The 18,761-nt window shown below is 57.7% G+C and carries 17 protein-coding genes; 9 read left to right on the forward strand and 8 right to left on the reverse strand.

Translation table 11 applies throughout. The features are described 5' to 3' along the window. Window positions 1–62: 62 nt before the first annotated feature. On the forward strand, window positions 63–686 hold the full coding sequence (locus ACR0DY_RS00895) for a helix-turn-helix domain-containing protein (RefSeq protein ID WP_209503779.1): 624 nt from the start codon (window positions 63–65) through the stop codon (window positions 684–686). Here ACR0DY_RS00895 and ACR0DY_RS00900 read toward each other — a convergent pair. Further along, window positions 675–914, reverse strand: coding sequence for a hypothetical protein (locus ACR0DY_RS00900; protein ID WP_209503780.1), 240 nt, complete (start codon window positions 912–914; stop codon window positions 675–677). The two genes, ACR0DY_RS00895 and ACR0DY_RS00900, sit on opposite strands and share 12 nt — an antisense overlap. 553 nt (window positions 915–1,467) lie before the next feature. Next, window positions 1,468–3,285 carry an extracellular solute-binding protein gene (locus ACR0DY_RS00905; protein WP_480545531.1) on the reverse strand — a complete coding sequence of 606 codons (1,818 nt, stop codon included), beginning with the start codon at window positions 3,283–3,285 and terminating at the stop codon, window positions 1,468–1,470. A gap of 300 nt (window positions 3,286–3,585) precedes the next feature. Here ACR0DY_RS00905 and ACR0DY_RS00910 point away from each other — a divergent pair, with 300 nt between their 5' ends. Both ACR0DY_RS00910 and ACR0DY_RS00915 read left to right on the forward strand, forming a co-directional pair. Beyond that, window positions 3,586–4,359 carry a 3-hydroxybutyrate dehydrogenase gene (locus ACR0DY_RS00910; RefSeq protein WP_480480719.1) on the forward strand — a complete coding sequence of 258 codons (774 nt, stop codon included), beginning with the start codon at window positions 3,586–3,588 and terminating at the stop codon, window positions 4,357–4,359. Window positions 4,360–4,423: 64 nt separating this feature from the next. Next, entirely contained in the window at window positions 4,424–5,449 is a 1,026-nt protein-coding gene (locus tag ACR0DY_RS00915) for a patatin-like phospholipase family protein (RefSeq protein WP_480481663.1), read from the forward strand. Here the strand turns inward: ACR0DY_RS00915 and ACR0DY_RS00920 are convergent, their stop codons facing one another. From ACR0DY_RS00920 to ACR0DY_RS00930, 3 genes are all read right to left on the reverse strand, one after another. Beyond that, complete coding sequence (locus ACR0DY_RS00920) at window positions 5,450–6,130, reverse strand: DUF502 domain-containing protein (RefSeq protein WP_267365243.1); 681 nt, start codon at window positions 6,128–6,130, stop codon at window positions 5,450–5,452. A gap of 71 nt (window positions 6,131–6,201) precedes the next feature. Next, complete coding sequence (locus ACR0DY_RS00925; protein ID WP_480545533.1) at window positions 6,202–7,107, reverse strand: pseudouridine-5'-phosphate glycosidase; 906 nt, start codon at window positions 7,105–7,107, stop codon at window positions 6,202–6,204. Then, window positions 7,104–7,997 (reverse strand): PfkB family carbohydrate kinase, encoded by an 894-nt coding sequence (locus ACR0DY_RS00930; protein WP_267365241.1) that lies wholly within the window; start codon window positions 7,995–7,997, stop codon window positions 7,104–7,106. The genes ACR0DY_RS00925 and ACR0DY_RS00930 overlap by 4 nt, the downstream gene beginning before the upstream one ends. Window positions 7,998–8,167: 170 nt before the next feature. Between ACR0DY_RS00930 and ACR0DY_RS00935 the strand changes: the two genes are divergently transcribed. After that, entirely contained in the window at window positions 8,168–9,310 is a 1,143-nt protein-coding gene (locus tag ACR0DY_RS00935) for a HupE/UreJ family protein (protein ID WP_480545535.1), read from the forward strand. Here ACR0DY_RS00935 and ACR0DY_RS00940 read toward each other — a convergent pair. Beyond that, on the reverse strand, window positions 9,307–9,927 hold the full coding sequence (locus ACR0DY_RS00940) for a thiamine phosphate synthase (protein ID WP_267366340.1): 621 nt from the start codon (window positions 9,925–9,927) through the stop codon (window positions 9,307–9,309). The two genes, ACR0DY_RS00935 and ACR0DY_RS00940, sit on opposite strands and share 4 nt — an antisense overlap. A 154-nt stretch (window positions 9,928–10,081) precedes the next feature. Between ACR0DY_RS00940 and ACR0DY_RS00945 the strand changes: the two genes are divergently transcribed. From ACR0DY_RS00945 to yghX, 4 genes are all read left to right on the forward strand, one after another. After that, the gene (locus tag ACR0DY_RS00945; RefSeq protein ID WP_480480728.1) at window positions 10,082–10,825 is read left to right on the forward strand and encodes an RNA methyltransferase; all 744 of its coding nucleotides are present in this window, start codon (window positions 10,082–10,084) and stop codon (window positions 10,823–10,825) included. Window positions 10,826–10,884: 59 nt separating this feature from the next. After that, window positions 10,885–12,030 (forward strand): heme A synthase, encoded by a 1,146-nt coding sequence (gene ctaA, locus ACR0DY_RS00950; protein ID WP_480480730.1) that lies wholly within the window; start codon window positions 10,885–10,887, stop codon window positions 12,028–12,030. A gap of 4 nt (window positions 12,031–12,034) precedes the next feature. Beyond that, window positions 12,035–13,504 carry a carboxypeptidase M32 gene (locus ACR0DY_RS00955; RefSeq protein ID WP_480545539.1) on the forward strand — a complete coding sequence of 490 codons (1,470 nt, stop codon included), beginning with the start codon at window positions 12,035–12,037 and terminating at the stop codon, window positions 13,502–13,504. A gap of 63 nt (window positions 13,505–13,567) precedes the next feature. Next, window positions 13,568–14,464: a YghX family hydrolase gene (gene yghX / locus ACR0DY_RS00960; protein ID WP_480545540.1), complete on the forward strand. Its 897-nt coding sequence runs from the start codon at window positions 13,568–13,570 to the stop codon at window positions 14,462–14,464. 42 nt (window positions 14,465–14,506) lie between these two features. Here yghX and gyrA read toward each other — a convergent pair whose 3' ends face one another. Continuing rightward, window positions 14,507–17,227, reverse strand: a complete 2,721-nt coding sequence (gyrA, locus tag ACR0DY_RS00965; protein ID WP_480537974.1) for a DNA gyrase subunit A — start codon at window positions 17,225–17,227, stop codon at window positions 14,507–14,509. 192 nt (window positions 17,228–17,419) lie between these two features. Between gyrA and ACR0DY_RS00970 the strand changes: the two genes are divergently transcribed. Further along, complete coding sequence (locus ACR0DY_RS00970; protein WP_267366492.1) at window positions 17,420–17,689, forward strand: usg protein; 270 nt, start codon at window positions 17,420–17,422, stop codon at window positions 17,687–17,689. A gap of 112 nt (window positions 17,690–17,801) precedes the next feature. Here the strand turns inward: ACR0DY_RS00970 and ACR0DY_RS00975 are convergent, their stop codons facing one another. Then, the gene (locus ACR0DY_RS00975) at window positions 17,802–18,755 is read right to left on the reverse strand and encodes a radical SAM protein (protein ID WP_480897684.1); all 954 of its coding nucleotides are present in this window, start codon (window positions 18,753–18,755) and stop codon (window positions 17,802–17,804) included. Between the last annotated feature and the right edge of the window lie 6 nt (window positions 18,756–18,761).

Consider the following 18,761-nt stretch of genomic DNA (forward strand, 5'->3'; position numbering starts at 1 on the left):
CATTGGCTAACGCGGTGTCTGGCGCGTTGCAAGCGCGGCTGGCCAAGCCTATAGAGAATGGCATGAGCACCCAAGATCCCAAATCCCTGATCCGAATTGCCCGCGATTCCGGCGATCACACCGAAGTTGAACCGCTGGACCTTGGCGCGCGCGTGCGCGAATTGCGAAAAGCGCGGAAATGGACGCTGGAGCAGGCCGCCAGTCAGGCCGGTTTGGCCCGTTCGACGCTCAGCAAGATCGAGAACGGGCAGATGTCACCTACCTATGACGCGCTCAAAAAGCTTGCGGTTGGGTTGGAAATCTCGGTGCCTCAGCTTTTCACACCGCCGCAGCGGGACCAGGTCATCGGACGGATGGCGATTACCCGGATGGGCGAAGGGGCGGCCCACGCGACAACGACCTACGAGCATGAGTTGCTGGCCGAAACCCTGACCAAGAAGCACATGCTGCCCTACCGTGCGCGGGTTCGGGCGCGATCCATGGACGAATTCGACGGCTGGGTGCGCCACGATGGCGAAGAGTTCATGTATGTTCTGACCGGTGTTGTCCGGCTTTATACCGAATTCTATGAGCCGGTTGAAATGCGCAGGGGTGACAGCGCCTATTACGATGGCAGCATGGGCCACAACGTGATCTCCGTCAGCGACGAAGACGCGACAATCCTTTGGGTCACATCACTTGCTTAGCGACGCGCGGCAGAATTCTCTGTTCAGACCTTCGGTGAACAGGAAATCTTCGACCTCTTCATGAGCTTCGTTCATGGTCAACTGGTGACGCTCTGCCAGATAGGCTTCGAACCCTTTACGGTCTTTTGATACGCGCATCATGTCTTGGTCACGCAAATTCGGAAAACGCCGCTTTGCACGTGCGTAGGCCGCATTCCAGTCTTGTGTCAGATCCGTCCAGTTCATCATGTATGAGCTTTCCTTATGTAGCGATTAGGACTGCTCTCCCCCTCTTTAGGGTACGTAATGGGTGCCGTAAGGGAAGACATGACAAAATGTCGCAGCATGTCTCGGCATTCCTTTTACAAGATTGTGCCTCTGCAATACCTGCGGCAACAGGGCGGCAGGCTCGAAACTGTTGAAAGTACCTGCGGATCAGGAGACCTGTTTGGTGCGGAACCGGGTATTCCCGGCGCGCAGGTTGCAAAGGCGACCTCCATCTTTGGGCAATGTCTAACTACCGCAATTCAATGCAGCTTTTAACGTTGACCGAAGCAGGCTGAAGGTGCGTCTCATGGGATCATCCGGCATCCGATATGGCCTGCATCTGATGCTGCGACCTGCTGTCGCGAAACGTATCCCTAGTGTGACGGCCATGTGCTGAATTCCGCCGACAGGCGTGGTTTTCCGGGGCCAATCGTGCTGGAAGCGCGAAGGAATCGCGTTTTTCAAGGGGTCCGCCAACACCGTGCGGAGAACAGCCGGTGTCGTGCAAAGCCCGGCTGCCCTGATGTTCAAGTGATTACCCGGCGTCGTACCACCACACTTCCGGCATGTATTGCGGTCCGTCGCCATAGATTGGCACAGTCTCAGGGAACTTGAGCTCGCGGATATGGGCAATCCGCCCGACATCAAAACTCCAGATCGGGATGACATAACGACCGGCCGTCAGAACCCGGTCAAGCGCGCGGGTTGCCGCGGTGAAATCTTCAGGTGTTTCCGAGGCAAGCATGGCGTCAATCATCGCATCAACAGCGGGCGAGGCCACGCCCATCAGGTTGCGTGTACCGGGTGTGTCCGCATTCTCGCTTCCCCAATACAAACGCTGTTCGTTGCCGGGAGACAGTGAAAGAGCACGCCGGAAAGGCGTAACATCAAAATCCAGCTCTCCGGTGCGCCCGACATACTGCGCGTTGTCGACCTGTTCCGCTGTGATCTGAATGCCAAGTCGTTCCAGCGCGCGGGAATAAATCTCGACCACCGACGCCATCTCGCTATCCCCCTGCTGTAGCAAGACCGTCATTTTGAACGGGTCACCATTCGTGTTGCGCAAAACCCCGTCCTGAACGGTCCAGCCCGATTCGGTCAGCAGTTTGGTGGCTTTGCGGATGTTTGCGCGGTTGCGGGCTGAACCGTCGCCCTTCGGCAGTTCATACCCTTCCAGCGTGCCGGGGATCAGATCCGAGGCAAAGGGTTCCAGCAGGGCTTTTACCTGCCCTTGGGCCGGTCCGGGCTGCATGGCCAGGTCTGAGCCCGAGAAGTAGGACGTGATCCTTGGCTGCGTCCCACCAGTGATCGTGTCGTTGATGAATTCGAAATTGAAGGCCAGCGTCAGGGCCTCGCGAACGCGCCAGTCGTTAAACGGGGCTTTGCGGGTGTTCATCACGAACCCGGTCATGCCTGACGGTTTGCCATGCGGTATCTCGGTCTTGATGACATCACCGCGCTGAACGGCGGGGAAGCTGTATTGCGTGTCCCATTTGTCGCCGTTGAACTCACGCACCGCTGATAGTTCACCGGCTTTGAAGGCTTCGAACAGGACGCTGCCGTCGCCGTAGAACTCGATCCGCATTTCGTCCAGATTCATGGTGCCGCGGCGGAACGGGATATCCTGCCCCCAATATTCGGGGTTGCGACGAAGGTTCACATAGCGCCCCGCCTCGTAGCTATCGATCACATAGGGGCCGGTGCCGATTGGGACATCTTGCAAGGCGGCGTCGGCAAAATCTTTGTCCTGCCACTGCGCCTTTTGCAGGATCGGACGCATCCCTGCGAGCAGGGCAAGTTCGCGATCAGGCACGTTGAAAGTAATCCGAACCGAACGCGGGCCGGTCTGTTCGATCCTGTCGACTTTGTCCCAAAAACCGCGATAGCGCAGATGCCCCTGAGTGCCGAGCGTCTCATATGACCAAATCACGTCGTCAATCGTGACCGGGCTGCCGTCAGAAAACCGGGCCTCTTCCCGCAGGGTAAATTCAACCCACGACCGGTCCGGCGCCGTCTCAACTGATTCGGCTAACAGCCCGTAAAGTGTGAAAGGTTCGTCCCAGGATCGCCCCATCAGACTTTCATGGGTCCAAAATGGCAATTGCCAAGGCGAGGTGCCTTTTTGCAAAAACGGGTTCAGGCTGTTATAGCCGCCGGTATTTCCGAAAACGACTTTGCCTCCTTTGGGGGCATCGGGGTTGGCATAGGGTAGGGACACAAAATCCGGTGGTAGGGCCGGGTCCCCATACATAGCTATGCCATGTGACGATTCTGCATGGGCGACAGAGATCATGAAAATGCTTGCGATTCCCGCCGCAAGTGGTCGAAACGGTCGGAGAAAATCCGGGCTCATTTTGGAAACAATCCTGCTCTGGCCTTATTTTGTTGGGATTCACCGTAGTGATGATTTTTCATATTATCAAACTTTTAGCTTGGACGAAGGCGTGGAATTGCTTATAAAGGATGCACTGCTCGATAGGTTTCTTGCCTGTATGAAACCTGCCTCAATAACTTAACGCCCGCTTCGTGCGGGCGTTTTTTTTGGCTGCTTGAGAAGTGTCAGGCTGGGATTTCAGGCAGTTGTGTTTCCCCGTTTTCTTTGCAGGTGCAGCATGGCATTGTGCACCAAATCATCGCTTCAGGGAGAACGGTCATGAGCCTTTCCGGCAAAACAGCAATCATCACGGGGTCTAATTCTGGCATCGGTCTGGGGGTCGCGCGCGAGCTGGCGAAGGCCGGAGCAGATGTTGTCCTGAATTCCTTTACGGACCGAGACGAAGATCACGCGCTGGCCGCTGAGATTGCCAAAGAGACCGGAACCAAAGCGCGTTACATCAAGGCGGACATGTCAAAAGGCGAAGAGTGCCGGGCGCTGATTAAGCAGGCCGGAGCTTGCGACATACTTGTGAACAACGCGGGCATTCAGTTTGTGTCCCCGATCGATCAGTTTCCGGCGGAAAAATGGGATGCGATTATTGCGATCAACATGAACTCGGTCTTTCACACGACCGCTGCCGCACTGCCGATGATGCGCAAGGCGGGTTGGGGTCGTATCGTGAATATCGCCTCGGCCCACGGCCTGACGGCGTCGCCATTCAAGGCAGCCTATGTTGCCGCCAAGCACGGGGTGGTGGGGATGACCAAGACCGTTGCGTTGGAAACCGCGCAAGAACCTATCACCTGCAACGCCATTTGCCCGGGCTATGTGCTGACACCCCTGGTTGAGGCCCAAATCCCGAACACGATGAAAGAATACAATATGAGCCGCGAGGAGGTTGTAAAAAACGTGCTTCTGGAACGGCAACCTTCCAAGGAATTCGCCACGGTTGAGCAACTGGGCGGGACAACCATTTTCCTGTGCTCGGACGCAGCGGCGCAGATCACGGGAACCACGATTTCTGTCGATGGCGGCTGGACCGCCTTGTGATTGGCCTTGGGGGCGCTGCCCCCAAACCCCCGGAGTATTTCTGAAAAGATGAAGGGTGAAGGCGGTGGTACGGATCAATCTGGCTTTGCAGGGCGGCGGTGCGCATGGGGCGTTCACCTGGGGTGTGCTTGACCGACTGCTGGATGAGGAAGACATCGAGGTTGCCGCGATCACCGGTACATCCGCCGGTGCGTTGAACGGTGCGGCGTTCAAATCGGGGATGGTTCATTCAGGACGTGAGGGTGCGCGTGCGCAGCTGGACGGGCTTTGGAGGCGTATGGGTGCGATTGGAGACATGCGTATAGCCAATTGGTTTCGCGGGTTGGAACCGGCCGCAATCGCGCAGGCGATGGAATATTCGGTGCCGTTTTCAATCGGTGATGCCTGGTCGCGGATGGTGTCGCCTTATGCCTATGGTCCATTCTACAGCAATCCGCTGGAGCCGGTGGTGGACAGGTTCAATTTTGCGGAAGTATGCGCCGATGCGGGACCCCGCCTGTTTGTGTGCGCCACCTGCGTGAGAAGTGGGAAAATCCGCGTCTTTACTGGCGAGGAGGTCTCGACAGATGCCATTCTGGCTTCAGCTTGCCTGCCGACCCTGTTCAAGGCAGTCGAGATATTTGATCCAAATACTAACCGGGTCGAAGCCTACTGGGATGGCGGTTATACTGGTAATCCGGCGCTCTATCCGCTGTTCAACAATGACCTGCCGGATGACGTAGTGATCGTGAATATCAACCCGTTGGAGCGCGACGCGGTACCGGTCACACCGCAGCAGATCCAGAACCGGATCAACGAGATCAGCTTCAATTCCTCCCTGTTTCGCGAATTGCGGGCAATCAGCTTTGTTCAGCGGCTTCTGAAAGAGGGCAAGCTGAAGGCCGGGGACATGAGCCGCGTTCTGGTGCATATGATTGCGGATAACGAGTTGATGAGCAGCCTGTCTGTTGCCACCAAAACCGTGCCCAACCCGGTTATTTTGCACAAGCTGAAACAGGCGGGGCGGGCGGCAGCGGATCGTTTTCTGGCCAAGCACAAGAGTGATCTGGGCCAGACCAGTACAGTCGATCTGCCGACCATGTTCGGTTAATCACTCGGGTGGTTGCGTAGGGTCTTTTTCGTTAGGATAAACGAGCCCGGCCGAGATCACCAGTTTCGCGGCATCCTCAATTGTCATGTCCAGCAAAATTACGTCTTCCGCCGGGAAAAACAGCAAAAAGCCCGAGGTCGGGTTGGGGGTGGTCGGAACAAAGACGCTTAGCAGCTCTCCTCCGGTCTCTGCGCGTTTGCTGATTTCGCCCCTGGCGGTTGTCGAGACGAACCCAATGGCCCAGATCCCGCGGCGGGGGTACTGGATCAGGCAAGCCTTTTCAAAAGAGCGTTCGGTTTGGGCAAATACGGTTTCCGAGATTTGTTTGATCCCGGAATAGATCGAGCGGACGACCGGCATCCGATCTACCACGCTTTCGGCGAACAGGATCAGGGACCGGCCCAGAATGCCTTTGGCGATCCACCCTACAATCACGGTAAAGATCAGGAAGATCACGACGCCCACACCGCGCAGGTTGATACCAACGTATTGTTCCGGTTGGAACTGATGAGGCACCAGTGGCAAAACGGCACTGTCGATCCAGCCGACTACCGACCAGATCAGCCAAACCGTCAGCCAGACCGGTGCAATGACAACGAGGCCGGTCAGGAAAGATGCGCGCAGCCGTGCCAGCATGCCAGGACGGCGATGATGCGGTTCTTCGTCGAACGGTGTATTCATCTTGGTTCCGAGTGGTTATCGGGATTTAGGTAGTCAATCGGTAGCCATGGCACAATAGGCTTGCGTTATCCCTATTCTGCCAGTGCCCGTGCAATCGCCGCAGCAAGGCGCGCATTGTTGCGCACGAGGGCAATGTTGGCGGTAAGCGAACGTCCTTCGGTCTTTTCAAAGATACGTTGCAGCAGATAGGGCGTCACATCTTTTCCGGTGATCCGATGCGCATCTGCATCAGCCTGTGCCTCGGCGATGATGGGGGCCAGTATTTCGGAAGGGATCTGATCCGCGATCGGGATCGGGTTCGCCACAAGCTGCCCGCCGGGCAGGCCCAACGCGCGACGCGTTGCATGGGCCTTGGCGATAGCCTCAGGAGTGTCCATGCGCAGGGGGGCAGCATAGGGTGATTTTGCAGACCAGAAGGCAGGAAACGCATCCTGGCCATGGGCGATGACAGGCACCCCCAGCGTTTCCAGAACTTCAAGAGTTTTGGCCAGATCAAGGATGGCCTTGGCCCCGGCTGCGACGACGGTGACTGGTGTATGGCCAAGTTCGTGCAGATCAGCCGAGATGTCGAACGTGGTTTCAGCGCCCTGATGCACACCCCCGATGCCGCCGGTGGCAAATACCTCGATCCCGGCATAATGCGCGGCGATCATGGTGGCGGCGACGGTTGTGGCTCCGGTACCACCGGTCGAGATGCAGGCCGCCATATCTGCGCGCGAGATTTTGGCAACGCCTTGCGCCTGACCCAGCCATTGCAACTGGCCAGGCTCGAGCCCCACATGCAATTTGCCTTCAATCACCGCCATGGTCGCCGGAACCGCCCCCGCATCGCGGATGTCCTGTTCGACCTGCGCCGCAACTTCGACGTTTTGCGGGTAGGGCATGCCATGGGTGATGATGGTGCTTTCCAGCGCAACGATGGGATGACCTGCGTCCTTGGCAGCGCGGACCTCGGCTGAATATTGAATGTCGATCACAGTGGGGTTTCTCCGGAAACGTAGGTTGCTGCGGCATGCAGAGCGCGGGTCAGAGCCTCATCACTCGATGCGCCGCCGGATTCTGAGGCGATATGAGCCGCCATGAAGGTATCCCCGGCGCCGGTCACACGGGTGACCAGAACGGAGGGGGGTGTTTGGGTCAGAATTTCGTCCGAACTGCCGATCGTGGCCGAGCTGCCGCCATCGGTGACCAGCACGCGCAGTGCGCCACGATCCAGAAGGCCCTTTGCGGCAGATTCAGAATCGGTGAATTCACGCTGGCACAATATTCCTGCTTCTTCGAGGTTCACATAAAGCGTGGCGCGGGCATGTTTCAGGAAGGGCAACAGGCGCTCGGCCTTACCTGGCGAGGCCGGGGCAACACGCAGATCGGCACGGGCAAATGCAGGGCTTTGGGCGATTTCTTCCAGCAGGTTCAGGGTCAGGTTGCCGTCAAGCGCAATGGGCCCCTCAAAGGGCGTGTTTTCATAGCCAAGCGGGCCGTGCATCAGCGGACGCAGTATCTTAGCGCCAGCGGCTTCCAGCGAATGCGCGTCGGCAATGGCCGCGATCAACCCGTTGGCACCTTCGACGGCCATATATCGGTCGGTCGGCAGGTCCTGCGAGCGATAGATGTGATCCGTGATCATACCGAGGCGGGAACAGGCATGAATCAGCTCGTCGCCCTCGGGGTCGCGGCCAATGGCGGTCAGCAGGGTTGGCGTCATACCAAAACGCACCAGCGTCATGGCTATGTTCATAGCAACACCACCCGGCAGGCGGGTAATCCGGCCAGGCACGTCCGAGCCTTGCCGCATGGCACTGGCCGATCGTCCGATCACGTCCCACAGGACCGAACCGATACACAGGATATTACTGTTCTGAGTCATAAAGGACGTCATGCCGCAGCGGTGATGCCCATGCAAGTCAGAACGTTACCGCAATCAGAGATTTACGGTGCACAGGTCCGATATGCCCTTTGGGCTTGCGATCTGCGGCCTTCGCGGGAACAATCGATAGCAATGATTGGTGATTTGATTTTCCTGTTGGAGCTTTTCGTATGAATGGCCCTGTTTTCCGCGCCATCTTTCGAACCCTCAAAACCTGTGCCCTGAGTTTTTTTGTTCTTGTAGCTTTGCATCCCGGATCCGGCAGAGCGCAATCCGCCCCGCCGACCGTCGTTGATTTCTGGGTCAAGTCCGACACTTTGTTTCTAGAGTTGAAATGGAATGCCGAGGCCATATTAACCGGGAACAATCCCGCGCAGCCCGCTGCGTTTTCCGACGATCCAAACTACAAATCCTTGCGGCGACTGGTTTCCTCTGAGCTGGAACCCCAGATCAGAGAGTTCGTTCAGCTCTGGAAACATAATCTTATCGTGGAGGCACCAGAGCGATTGAGTTTGTCTTATGAAGGTGTGCGTATTCCTGTTGTAGGAGAAACGGAGAAAGTGCGGGTTTCCAAACTGTTGCTGACTGCTCCTTTGCCCGATCAGGCGTCAAACCTGCGTCTGACCTGGCCGTCAGAAAGCGGACCCATCGTTCTGCGACAGCAAAATGTCGCGGCCCCATACACCGGGTATTTGGCTGCCGGTGAAGCCAGCCCGCTGATCCCCTTGCAAGGCGGGGCGTCTCTGACAACGCAACAAACATTGCAGACATATTTCACAAAAGGGGTCGATCAGTTTCTCCGAAACCCAATTAAGCCATCCATTCTTGTTTTGGCGCTAGTGTTTCTGTCTTTGAAATTGCGCCCAGTGGTATCTCAACTGGTGTTCCTGTCAGCGGGCGCTCTGATCGGGCTTGGGCTGGGTTTGCATGGCGTATTGGATGCAGGAAAAGTGAGCGAGGCCCCGGTTCTGGTGGCTTCGACCATCGTTCTGGCGCTGTGGAACCTGGTTGCCCGGCGATTGCAGGTCTGGCGTTTGTTGGCGGTTCTCGCCATTGGCGGTCTTCAAGGTCTGGTAATTGCCTCGGCCCTGGTCGGGATCGGAGTGCCGCCAGATCATCTGCCCCCGGCCATCTTGGGCTTTGGCGCCGGGAATATTCTGCCGCTTTTTGCCGTGGCCCTTGCCGGGCTTGCTCTGGCGCTTTTGTTTTCTGGCGGCTCACACCGTATACGAGGCCGGGTATCGGTTCTGGCCTCGATGCTGATTGCAGGTGCCGGGGTCTACTGGATAGTCGAGCCTTGGGTGCAGGGTTAAGGCAACGCGGCCAGCAGCGTTTTCAGTGCGCCAAGCGGATCGTCACTGCCCCAGATCTCATCGCCGATGCCAAAGAAATCGGTGCAGGGGGCCAGATCGCGGATCAATTCGGGCGTCAACCCACCTTCGGCCACAACCGGAACCTCGATCATCTCGGACCACCATTGGAACAGGTCCTTTTCGGCGCGGGTCCCATCCCTCAGTTTGGCCGAGCCGACAGGACCGAAAGCCACATAATCCGCCCCGTTTTCACCAGCAGTCATGCCATCATGGCTGGACGCGCCGCAAAAGCTTCCGACGATTGCATCGGCGCCCAGTTCCTTGCGCGCGGTGCGGACCGAGCGTGCAGCATCATCCAGGTGCACCCCGTCCAGCCCCAAACGCTGCGCCAGCAATACATGGTTCGAGATCACGATGGCCACGTCGCGCGAATGGGCGACTTCGCGACAAGCGTCCGCTGCACGGGCGATGGTATCTTCGTCGCTTCCGGCCAACGCGAGGCGGATACAGGCAATCTCGACCCCGTCCAGCACAGTCGCCAGCTTGTTCGTGAACGTGCTCAACTCGATGGTCGGAGGCGTGATCAGGTAAATCTGCGGCTGCTCGGGGGTGTCCATGGGCGCGTCCTTCGGCTTTCAGTCTTTGGCGCGGTTTAGCGGATTGCGGCTGGGAAGCAAACTTTTATGGATCAGAGCCTGCAAATAACGCCCCTGCGCCTTGCCCTGCAAGAGCCTGCCAATTACAGCAGGCCAAGTTTTCTTAAGGTGAGCCATGCCCAGCGACAAACCCCAGCCTTCCTTCGTGCTTGTGCGCCCGCAAATGGGTGAAAACATCGGTGCTGCTGCGCGGGCGATGTGGAACTTTGGGCTTGACCGGATGCGTATCGTGGCCCCGCGTGACGGCTGGCCGAACCCCAAAGCGGTGGCAATGTCCAGCGGCGCAGGGCGCTTGCTGGATGAGGCGCAGCTGTTTGACGACTTGGCCGGGTCGCTGGCCGACAGCACGTTTGTCTTCGCCACGACAGCCCGTCAGCGGGGCTTGACCAAACCTGTCTACAGCCCAGAACACGCAATGAAGATTGCCGCCGGAAAGATCGCGGCAGGCGAGAAGGTTACCGTTCTGTTCGGCCCTGAACGCGCGGGGCTAGAGAATGAAGACATCGCCAAGGCCAACGCGATCATCTCGGTGCCGGTGAACCCGGAATATGCCTCGCTGAACCTTGGTCAATGCGTATTGCTGACCGCCTATGAGTGGATGCGCCAGACCGGGGATGTGGTGCATGAATCGACCGACCTGGGCAAAGGTGACTGGGCCACTGGGATCGAGGTCGAAAAACTTGTCGAGCATTACGAGGATAGGCTGGAGGAGGCGGGGTTCTTCTACCCTCCCGAAAAGGCCGAAGGGATGAAGGTTAACCTGCGCAACCTGTGGTCGCGGATGCGAATGACACGGGCCGATGTGCAGATGTTGCACGGGATCATGCGTCAGATGGTCCGCTGGAAGGATAAAGGCTGAGGCTGGACCTATCTTCACCCAAGCCCTAGCTTGCGACAAAATCAGGACATGAGGACAGCATGAGCGGTAAGCGCAGCATCTTCGAAGAGGTCACGGACACCAAAAAACAACAGGCGGTTCAACCCGGTATGATCGACCGGGGGCGCGGCGGCGCGCGCAATGCGATCCGCGTCTGGCTGATGATCCTGTTTGCTCTGGTCGTTGTGATGATCGCGGTTGGCGGCTTGACGCGCCTGACTGACAGCGGCCTCTCGATCACCGAATGGCGCCCGATCACCGGAGCTTTGCCGCCGATGACCGAAGCGGACTGGCAGGCAGAGTTCGACAAGTACAAGCAGATTGACCAATGGCGCATCCAGAACCAGTGGATGGAACTGGGTGATTTCAAATCCATCTATTGGTGGGAATGGGGCCATCGTCAGTTGGGCCGCATGATCGGTTTGGTCTGGGCCGTTGGATTTCTGACCTTTCTTCTCACCCGCAAGATCCCGACAGGGTGGATGGGAAAGCTGATCGTTCCGGGTCTTCTTGGCGGTCTGCAGGGCGCTGTTGGTTGGTGGATGGTGGCCTCGGGCGTCACCCAGGGTGAAGGCATGACGGCTGTTGCAAGTTACCGTCTGGCAACGCATTTGGGGCTGGCTTTTGTGATCCTGGGAGTCCTGGCCTGGTACATCTTTGAACTCGGCCGGGAAGAACGTGACCTGATGCAGGCGCGCCGGGCCAAAGAGGTCAGGCTGTTTTCATTGTCCACAGGGCTGATGCACTTCGCCTTTTTACAAATACTCATTGGCGCGCTTGTCGCCGGGATCGACGCCGGGCGGTCTTACACCGACTGGCCGCTGATGGGAGGGCAGTTGCTTCCACCGGATGCGACTATGTTGGAGCCGATGTGGCGAAACTTCTTTGAAAGCCCCGGTCTGGTACAGTTCATCCACCGATGTGCAGGGTATCTGCTGTTCATCTTCGCCGTTGTCGTCTGGCGACGTGGCAGCGGCAGCGCGCATCCGCAGACGCGTTTTGCCTTCAACGCTGCTTTCGCCGCGCTTTCGTTACAGGTCGTCGTCGGCATCGTGACCGTGGTTTACGGCGCGCCATGGCAGGTCGCTATCTTCCACCAGTTTATGGCCGTCATCGTTTGGACGCTGATCCTGCGCGCGCGGTTCCTCACGGCTTATCCAATCGCAACATCTGTGCGCGGAGTTTGAAATTATGACCGCTTTCAATGAACTGATGACCTTTCAGCGGGAAACTTCGGCTTTGGGCCAGATCGCCGGTCGGCTTGGCTGGGACCAGGAAACCGTCATGCCGCGCGGCGCTGCGCCACAGCGCGCCGAAGAAATGGCAGCTATCGAATCTGTCCTGCACGCACGTCGTTCTGATCCTCGTGTTGCCGAATGGCTGGATCAGGCCGCGCCTCAGGATGAGGTCGGCAAGGCGCAGATGCGTGAAATCCGGCGCGCATATGATCGCGCGGTGAAGGTGCCTGCCGATCTGGCGACGGCGATTGCCCGTGTGACATCCGCTGCGCAGGGAAAGTGGGCGCAGGCGCGCGCGGACGAAGATGTCTCGGCCTTTCTTCCGGTTCTGGAAGAGGTCGTATCGCTGAAACGACAGGAAGGCGAGGCGCTGGCGCAAGGGGGCGACGTATACGACGCCATGGTCGAAGATTACGAGCCTTACACGACCAGCGCACAGATTGCGGATATCTTCGACCAGATGCGCCCACGACTGGTGGCCCTGCGCGCCGCTGTGCTGGAGCGGCCCGAGCCCGCTGCCCTGAACCGCAGTTTTGATGAGCAGACCCAGATGCGTCTGACACAAAAACTGGCGGTCGCCTTTGGCTATGACCTGAACAATGGCCGCGTGGACAAGGCGGTTCACCCGTTCAGTTCAGGCAGTGGTCTTGATGTCCGCATCACCACGCGAACCAGCGAAACGGACCCGTTCAATTGTTTCTATTCCACCATTCACGAGGTGGGCCACGCCGCCTATGAACAGGGGATCGACAGGAAATACCTGCTGACACCGCTCGGGTCTGGTGTGTCGATGGGCGTGCATGAAAGTCAAAGCCGGATCTACGAAAACCAGTTGGGTCGGTCGCGGGCCTTTACCGGTTGGTTGTTCGAACAAATGAAAGAGGCGTTCGGCGAGTTCGGCATTGCCGATCCGGATGCGTTTTATGCGACGGTCAACCGCGTCCATAACGGCTATATCCGCACCGAGGCGGATGAGGTTCAATACAATCTGCACATCATGCTGCGGTTTGATCTGGAACGCGCGCTGATGGCCGGAGACTTGCAGGTCGGCGATCTGGAAGCCGCCTGGAATGATCGGTTCAAGGCAGATTTCGGTTATGCGGTCGACAAGCCCTCGAACGGTTGTTTGCAGGATGTGCATTGGTCGGTTGGGTTGTTCGGTTACTTCCCGACATACTCGCTGGGCAATGTCTATGCTGGGTGCCTCTATCAGGCTTTGCGCGGTTCAGAGCCCGATCTTGATGCGCAACTGGCTCGCGGCGACACCACCGGTGCAACCGGCTGGTTGCGCGAGCATGTGCAGCAGCATGGCGGCCTTTATGCACCGCGCGAGGTGATTGCCCGTGCAAGCGGCATCGAGCCCGGACCGGACCCATTGCTAAGCTATCTCGAGACCAAGTTCGGCGCGCTCTACGATTTGTGAGTTTCCGAATTGCAGCTCAGGCGTTAGAATCGGTGCACCGATACCATCGCCTGGGAGGCAACGATGACCGGAAACGCCCGCAAGAAAGCCAGTGATTTTGATCCGCGTATCCTCGAGATATTCGACGGATATGTGCACGGCACGATGTCCAAGCGTGAGTTCATCTCAAAAGCCGGTAAATACACGGCTGCCGGAATGACAGGCGCAATGATCCTGGACCAGTTGCAACCCAATTACGCCTGGGCGCAACAGGTGGCCCCGGACGATCCCGCGATCCAAACCATGGTGGTCGCATATGACAGCCCGGATGGGCATAGCGAAACCAGCGGCCTGATGGCGATGCCGGCAAATGCCGAAGGTAAACTGCCTGCGGTGTTGGTCGTGCACGAGAACCGGGGTCTAAACCCTTATATCGAGGACGTTGTGCGCCGCGCGGCCAAGGCCGGTTTCCTGGCTTTTGGACCTGATGGGTTGTCGCCCCTTGGCGGCTATCCCGGTACTGATGAAGAAGGGCGCGAGATGCAGCGCTCGATGGACCTGGAAAAACTGATGGCGGATTTCTTCGCCGCCTTTGAATTCCTTCGTGATCATGAACTTTCGACAGGCAAAGTTGGTGCTGTCGGCTTCTGCTATGGCGGAGGTGTTTGCAACGCGTTGGCCGTAGCCTATCCGGACCTTGCTGCCTCGGTGCCATTCTACGGTCGGCAACCACCAGCCGAAGATGTTCCGTCCATCGAAGCACCTCTTATGATTCACTATGCCGGTCTGGACGAGCGTATCAACGCTGGATGGCCTGCATATTCAGAGGCGTTGAAAGCCAATCAAAAGAAATTCAGCGTGCACTTCTATCCGGACGTCAATCACGGTTTTCACAACGATACGACGCCCAGGTATGACGAAGCTGCGGCATATCTGGCATGGAGCCGGACCATCGCTTTTTTCAATGCCTACCTGACATGAAGTGAACTCCGGGAACCGTCGAACCGGTGCCCGGGGTTACTGTCATTCTTCCTCGTCGGCTTGGTCGGCGATCCAGGCGACGCTGACGACTTCTTCGCCCTTGCCGGTATTGAACACTTTCACGCCACCTGCGGAACGTGAGCGGAAAGAGATGCCATCGACCGGCACCCGGATAGATTGGCCTTTCGATGTGGCCAGCATGATCTGATCGTCGATCTCGACCGGGAATGATGCAACCAAATCCCCACCGCGCATCGCCTTGTCCATCGCGGCTACGCCCATGCCGCCACGTCCGCGCACGGGGTAGTCGTGGCTTGAACTCAACTTGCCTGCACCACCAGCGGTGATAGTGAGGATAAGGTTTTCGGCAGCCGACATCTCGGCGTATTTCTCCTGACTGAAATCGCTGCTTGCTGCGGCTTCCTCGTCTTCACCAGCGTCTTCTTCGGTAAGCCCCGCAACCGCACGCCGCATCTTGAGATAGGCCACACGATCTTCGGGTGTCGCCTCGAAATGACGGATCACGGACATCGAAACGACGCGGTCACCGTTGGTCAGCCTGATCCCCCGGACACCTGTGGATTCGCGCGAGTTGAAGACACGCACGTCAGTTGTCCGGAAGCGGATCGCGCGGCCGGAATTGGTGACCAGCATCACGTCTTCGTCTTCCGAACAGATGCGCGCATTCACCAGTTCAATGCCGTCGGGCAGCTTCATGGCAATCTTGCCGTTGCGCCGGACATTGGTGAAGTCCGACAACCGGTTACGACGCACGTCACCTGCGCTGGTGGCAAAGACGATCTGGAGGTTTTCCCATTCCTCGTCCGGTACATCCACGGGCATTATCGCGGCGATGGAAACGCCAGTTGGGATCGGAAGGATGTTGACGATGGCCTTACCTTTGCCGGTGCGTCCGGATTGGGGCAAGCGCCAGGTCTTGAGCTTGTAGACCATCCCGTCCGTCGTGAAGAACAGCAGCTGTGTATGGGTGTTCGCAACGAAGAGGTTGGTCACAACATCCTCTTCCTTGGTTTGCATCCCCGACAGGCCCTTGCCACCGCGTTTCTGGGCGCGGAAATCTGCCAGCGGTGTGCGTTTGATGTACCCGCCCGAAGTGACGGTCACGACCATGTCTTCACGCTCGATCAGGTCTTCGTCTTCCATGTCACCGGACCAGTCGACGATCTCAGTGCGGCGGTCGACCGCGAACTGTTCACGCACGCTGCGCAGCTCATCAGCGATGATGCCCATGATCCGTTCGCGTGAGGACAGAATATCAAGGTATTCCTTGATCTTGGCCGCCAGTTCTTCCAGCTCGTCCGTGACCTCTTTGACGCCCAGTTGGGTCAGGCGTTGCAAGCGCAACTCCAGAATGGCACGGGCCTGAACCTCGGTCAGATTATAGGTGCCATCGTCATTCATCTTGGACAGAGGATCATCGATCAGGCGCAAATAGCCTTCGATGTCGGAGGCAGGCCAACGGCGGGTCATCAGTTTTTCGCGGGCCTCGGCGGCGTCTGCAGACGACCGGATCGTTGCGACCACTTCATCGACATTGGACACCGCCACAGCCAGACCACACAGGATGTGGCTGCGTTCACGCGCCTTGCGCAGGTCATAGGCCGTACGGCGGGCAACGACATCTTCACGGAAGTCGATGAACGAGGTCAGGAACCGGCGCAGGGTCAGCTGTTCGGGGCGGCCACCATTCAGCGCCAGCATATTGCAGCCAAAGGAGGTCTGCATCGGCGAAAAGCGGTAGAGCTGGTTCAGCACCACCTCGGGCGTCGCATCGCGCTTGAGCTCAACCACAACGCGCACGCCGTTGCGGTCGGATTCGTCCTGTACATGGGCCACGCCTTCGATCCGCTTCTCGCGAACCGCCTCGGCGATCTTTTCGATCATCGCGGCCTTGTTCACCTGATAGGGAATCTCGTCGACAACGATGGCATAGCGGTCCTTGCGAATTTCTTCCACCCGGGTCTTGGCGCGGATGATGACGCTGCCGCGGCCCTCCAGATAGGCCTTACGCGCACCTGAGCGCCCAAGCATCACACCGCCGGTTGGAAAGTCGGGGCCGGGGACGTATTCGATCAACTGTTCTGATGTAAGGTCGGGATCGTCGATCAGCGCCAGAGTCGCATCGACCACTTCGCCAAGGTTGTGCGGCGGAATGTTTGTCGCCATCCCCACGGCGATACCTCCTGCACCATTGACCAGCATGTTCGGGAAACGGGCCGGCAGAACTGTCGGTTCCCGGTCCTTGCCGTCATAGTTGTCCTGAAAATCGACCGTTTCTTTTTCGATATCAGCCAACAGGGAAGCGGCGGGCTTGTCCATCCGCACTTCGGTATACCGCATAGCCGCCGGGTTATCGCCGTCCATCGAGCCAAAGTTGCCCTGACCATCCAGCAGCGGCAGCGACATCGAGAAATCCTGCGCCATCCGCACCAGTGCGTCATAGATCGCACTGTCACCATGCGGGTGATACTTACCCATCACGTCGCCCACCGGGCGTGCCGATTTGCGGTACGCCTTATCGTGCGTGTTCCCCGTCTCGTGCATTGCATAAAGGATACGCCGGTGAACAGGTTTCAGCCCGTCGCGCAAATCAGGGATCGCGCGGCTGACGATGACCGACATGGCATAGTCCAGATAGGACGTGCGCATTTCGGATTCGATGGAAACCGTCGGGCCGTCATAGACTGGGCGCTCGGGCGGGGTTTCATCCATGTTTTCAGGAATTTCTGGCGTATCGCTCACGTAAACTGCCCGTGTCTTGTTCTGGGTCTATATCTTGTGGGTGTATCTTATCAGACCCGGCACATAAGGTGCAAGCAAGCAGCGCCTTTACGGGGAAATTCCCCGGTAATACTCAAGTAACATATTGTTATATAAGTATTAGAAGGTTTTCGTGGTATCTTGAACAGGCCTTGTATCAAACAGGAGGTCTGCATGAATCCAAGCGAAACCGAATTGATGCTCAAGGGGTACGGGCTGACGACGGCGGAGTTTTTCTATCATATGCCAGACTATATCCACGTCTTGAACACGTTCATCTGGCAGGATTACGACCTTGCGCCGGATCATCCGAAATTGTTCAAATTCATCGACTTCTGGCAGCGCGAAATCGAAGGCCCGCTGCATTCCGTCAAATTCACCCATCGCAAAATGATCGCACCGGGTGAGTGGCGCAACATGGTAGGCGAGTTTCGTGTGAACTGAGCGAGGCGCAGGCGCAGTTTCCGTTGGTGCATGCTCTTCAAACAATGAACCGAAGCGGTCGGCGCGTGCCTGATGATGCGTCTGAAATGAAATCAGGAACTTCCTGACCCAATCAGCCAGAACAACTGGCGCCGCCCAGCACGCAGAATTTGGCACAATGGGGGTGGTTCAGGTGAACGTCAGCCTCGGATTCGGCCAGAGAATGACCCATCTCGAATTCCGGCTCGTAGGGCAGCAGCGTGCAGGCCAACACGGCGGGCCGGTCAGCGCCTTTCCGTTTCACCACCATGCGGGCGCTGGCGCACATCAATGCGTCGGGTGACTTGTTCAGTACTCCCCAGCAAGCCGTTGTAATCTCGGGTACTTCGACAGTTTCGTCCATCTCGGGAAACAGGACGGTCTGTGCCGGGTTATGCGGGTCAATGTCAAAGCCGTGCTCTGTAAAGAATGCGGCATAACCCGCGCGACTTTCCGTGTCAGACTCATCCCAAACGGTGCGTCCGGCGACAGCCAAGTTAAAGCCGTGATCGCGCAGCCACTTCATACCCGTCAGGGTTTTTTCAAAGCTCCCCTTGCCGCGTTCAAGGTCGTGCAGTTCTGCGCGGTAATGATCGACGGAAACGCGCAGGGTCAGCTTGTCATTGAATTTCCGTTGCAATGCCAGCAGCCCGTCACGCATCTTGCGGCGCATCATCGGGGCCATCGCGTTGGTGAGGATCAGAACTTCGTATCCACGCTCCAGCGCGGCACGTGTCATGTCGATCATCTCGGGGTTCAGGAAAGGCTCGCCGCCTGTAAAACCGATTTCACGCACCGGCCAATTGCGGGCTTTGATTTGATCCAGGTAGTCACGAACCTCGTCCGCAGTGATATAAACCAGTGCGTCATTGGTCGGGCTGCTGGCAATATAACAGTTTACGCATTCAATATTGCACAGCGTGCCGGTGTTGAACCACAGGGTCTGAGGGTTGGTTAGGGAAACTTTTGCACGGGTCTGGCCATCGGCTGTCACCCGCTTACGCTGAAACTTGCCGACATTGGCAAGCTGAGGGGCGTTGTCTTTCATTCCCAC

Source organism: Ruegeria sp. O6 (assembly GCF_056535045.1).

Excerpts from the sequence above, each read along its gene's own strand:
- ACR0DY_RS00895 (WP_209503779.1), top strand. The coding sequence starts at position 63 with ATGAGCACCCAAGATCCCAAATCCCTGATCCGAATTGCCCGCGATTCC.
- ACR0DY_RS00900 (WP_209503780.1), bottom strand. The coding sequence starts at position 914 with ATGATGAACTGGACGGATCTGACACAAGACTGGAATGCGGCCTACGCA.
- ACR0DY_RS00905 (WP_480545531.1), bottom strand. The coding sequence starts at position 3,285 with ATGAGCCCGGATTTTCTCCGACCGTTTCGACCACTTGCGGCGGGAATC.
- ACR0DY_RS00910 (WP_480480719.1), top strand. The coding sequence starts at position 3,586 with ATGAGCCTTTCCGGCAAAACAGCAATCATCACGGGGTCTAATTCTGGC.
- ACR0DY_RS00920 (WP_267365243.1), bottom strand. The coding sequence starts at position 6,130 with ATGAATACACCGTTCGACGAAGAACCGCATCATCGCCGTCCTGGCATG.
- ACR0DY_RS00930 (WP_267365241.1), bottom strand. The coding sequence starts at position 7,997 with ATGACTCAGAACAGTAATATCCTGTGTATCGGTTCGGTCCTGTGGGAC.
- ACR0DY_RS00935 (WP_480545535.1), top strand. The coding sequence starts at position 8,168 with ATGAATGGCCCTGTTTTCCGCGCCATCTTTCGAACCCTCAAAACCTGT.
- ACR0DY_RS00940 (WP_267366340.1), bottom strand. The coding sequence starts at position 9,927 with ATGGACACCCCCGAGCAGCCGCAGATTTACCTGATCACGCCTCCGACC.
- ACR0DY_RS00945 (WP_480480728.1), top strand. The coding sequence starts at position 10,082 with ATGCCCAGCGACAAACCCCAGCCTTCCTTCGTGCTTGTGCGCCCGCAA.
- ctaA (WP_480480730.1), top strand. The coding sequence starts at position 10,885 with ATGAGCGGTAAGCGCAGCATCTTCGAAGAGGTCACGGACACCAAAAAA.
- ACR0DY_RS00955 (WP_480545539.1), top strand. The coding sequence starts at position 12,035 with ATGACCGCTTTCAATGAACTGATGACCTTTCAGCGGGAAACTTCGGCT.
- yghX (WP_480545540.1), top strand. The coding sequence starts at position 13,568 with ATGACCGGAAACGCCCGCAAGAAAGCCAGTGATTTTGATCCGCGTATC.
- ACR0DY_RS00970 (WP_267366492.1), top strand. The coding sequence starts at position 17,420 with ATGAATCCAAGCGAAACCGAATTGATGCTCAAGGGGTACGGGCTGACG.
- ACR0DY_RS00975 (WP_480897684.1), bottom strand. The coding sequence starts at position 18,755 with ATGAAAGACAACGCCCCTCAGCTTGCCAATGTCGGCAAGTTTCAGCGT.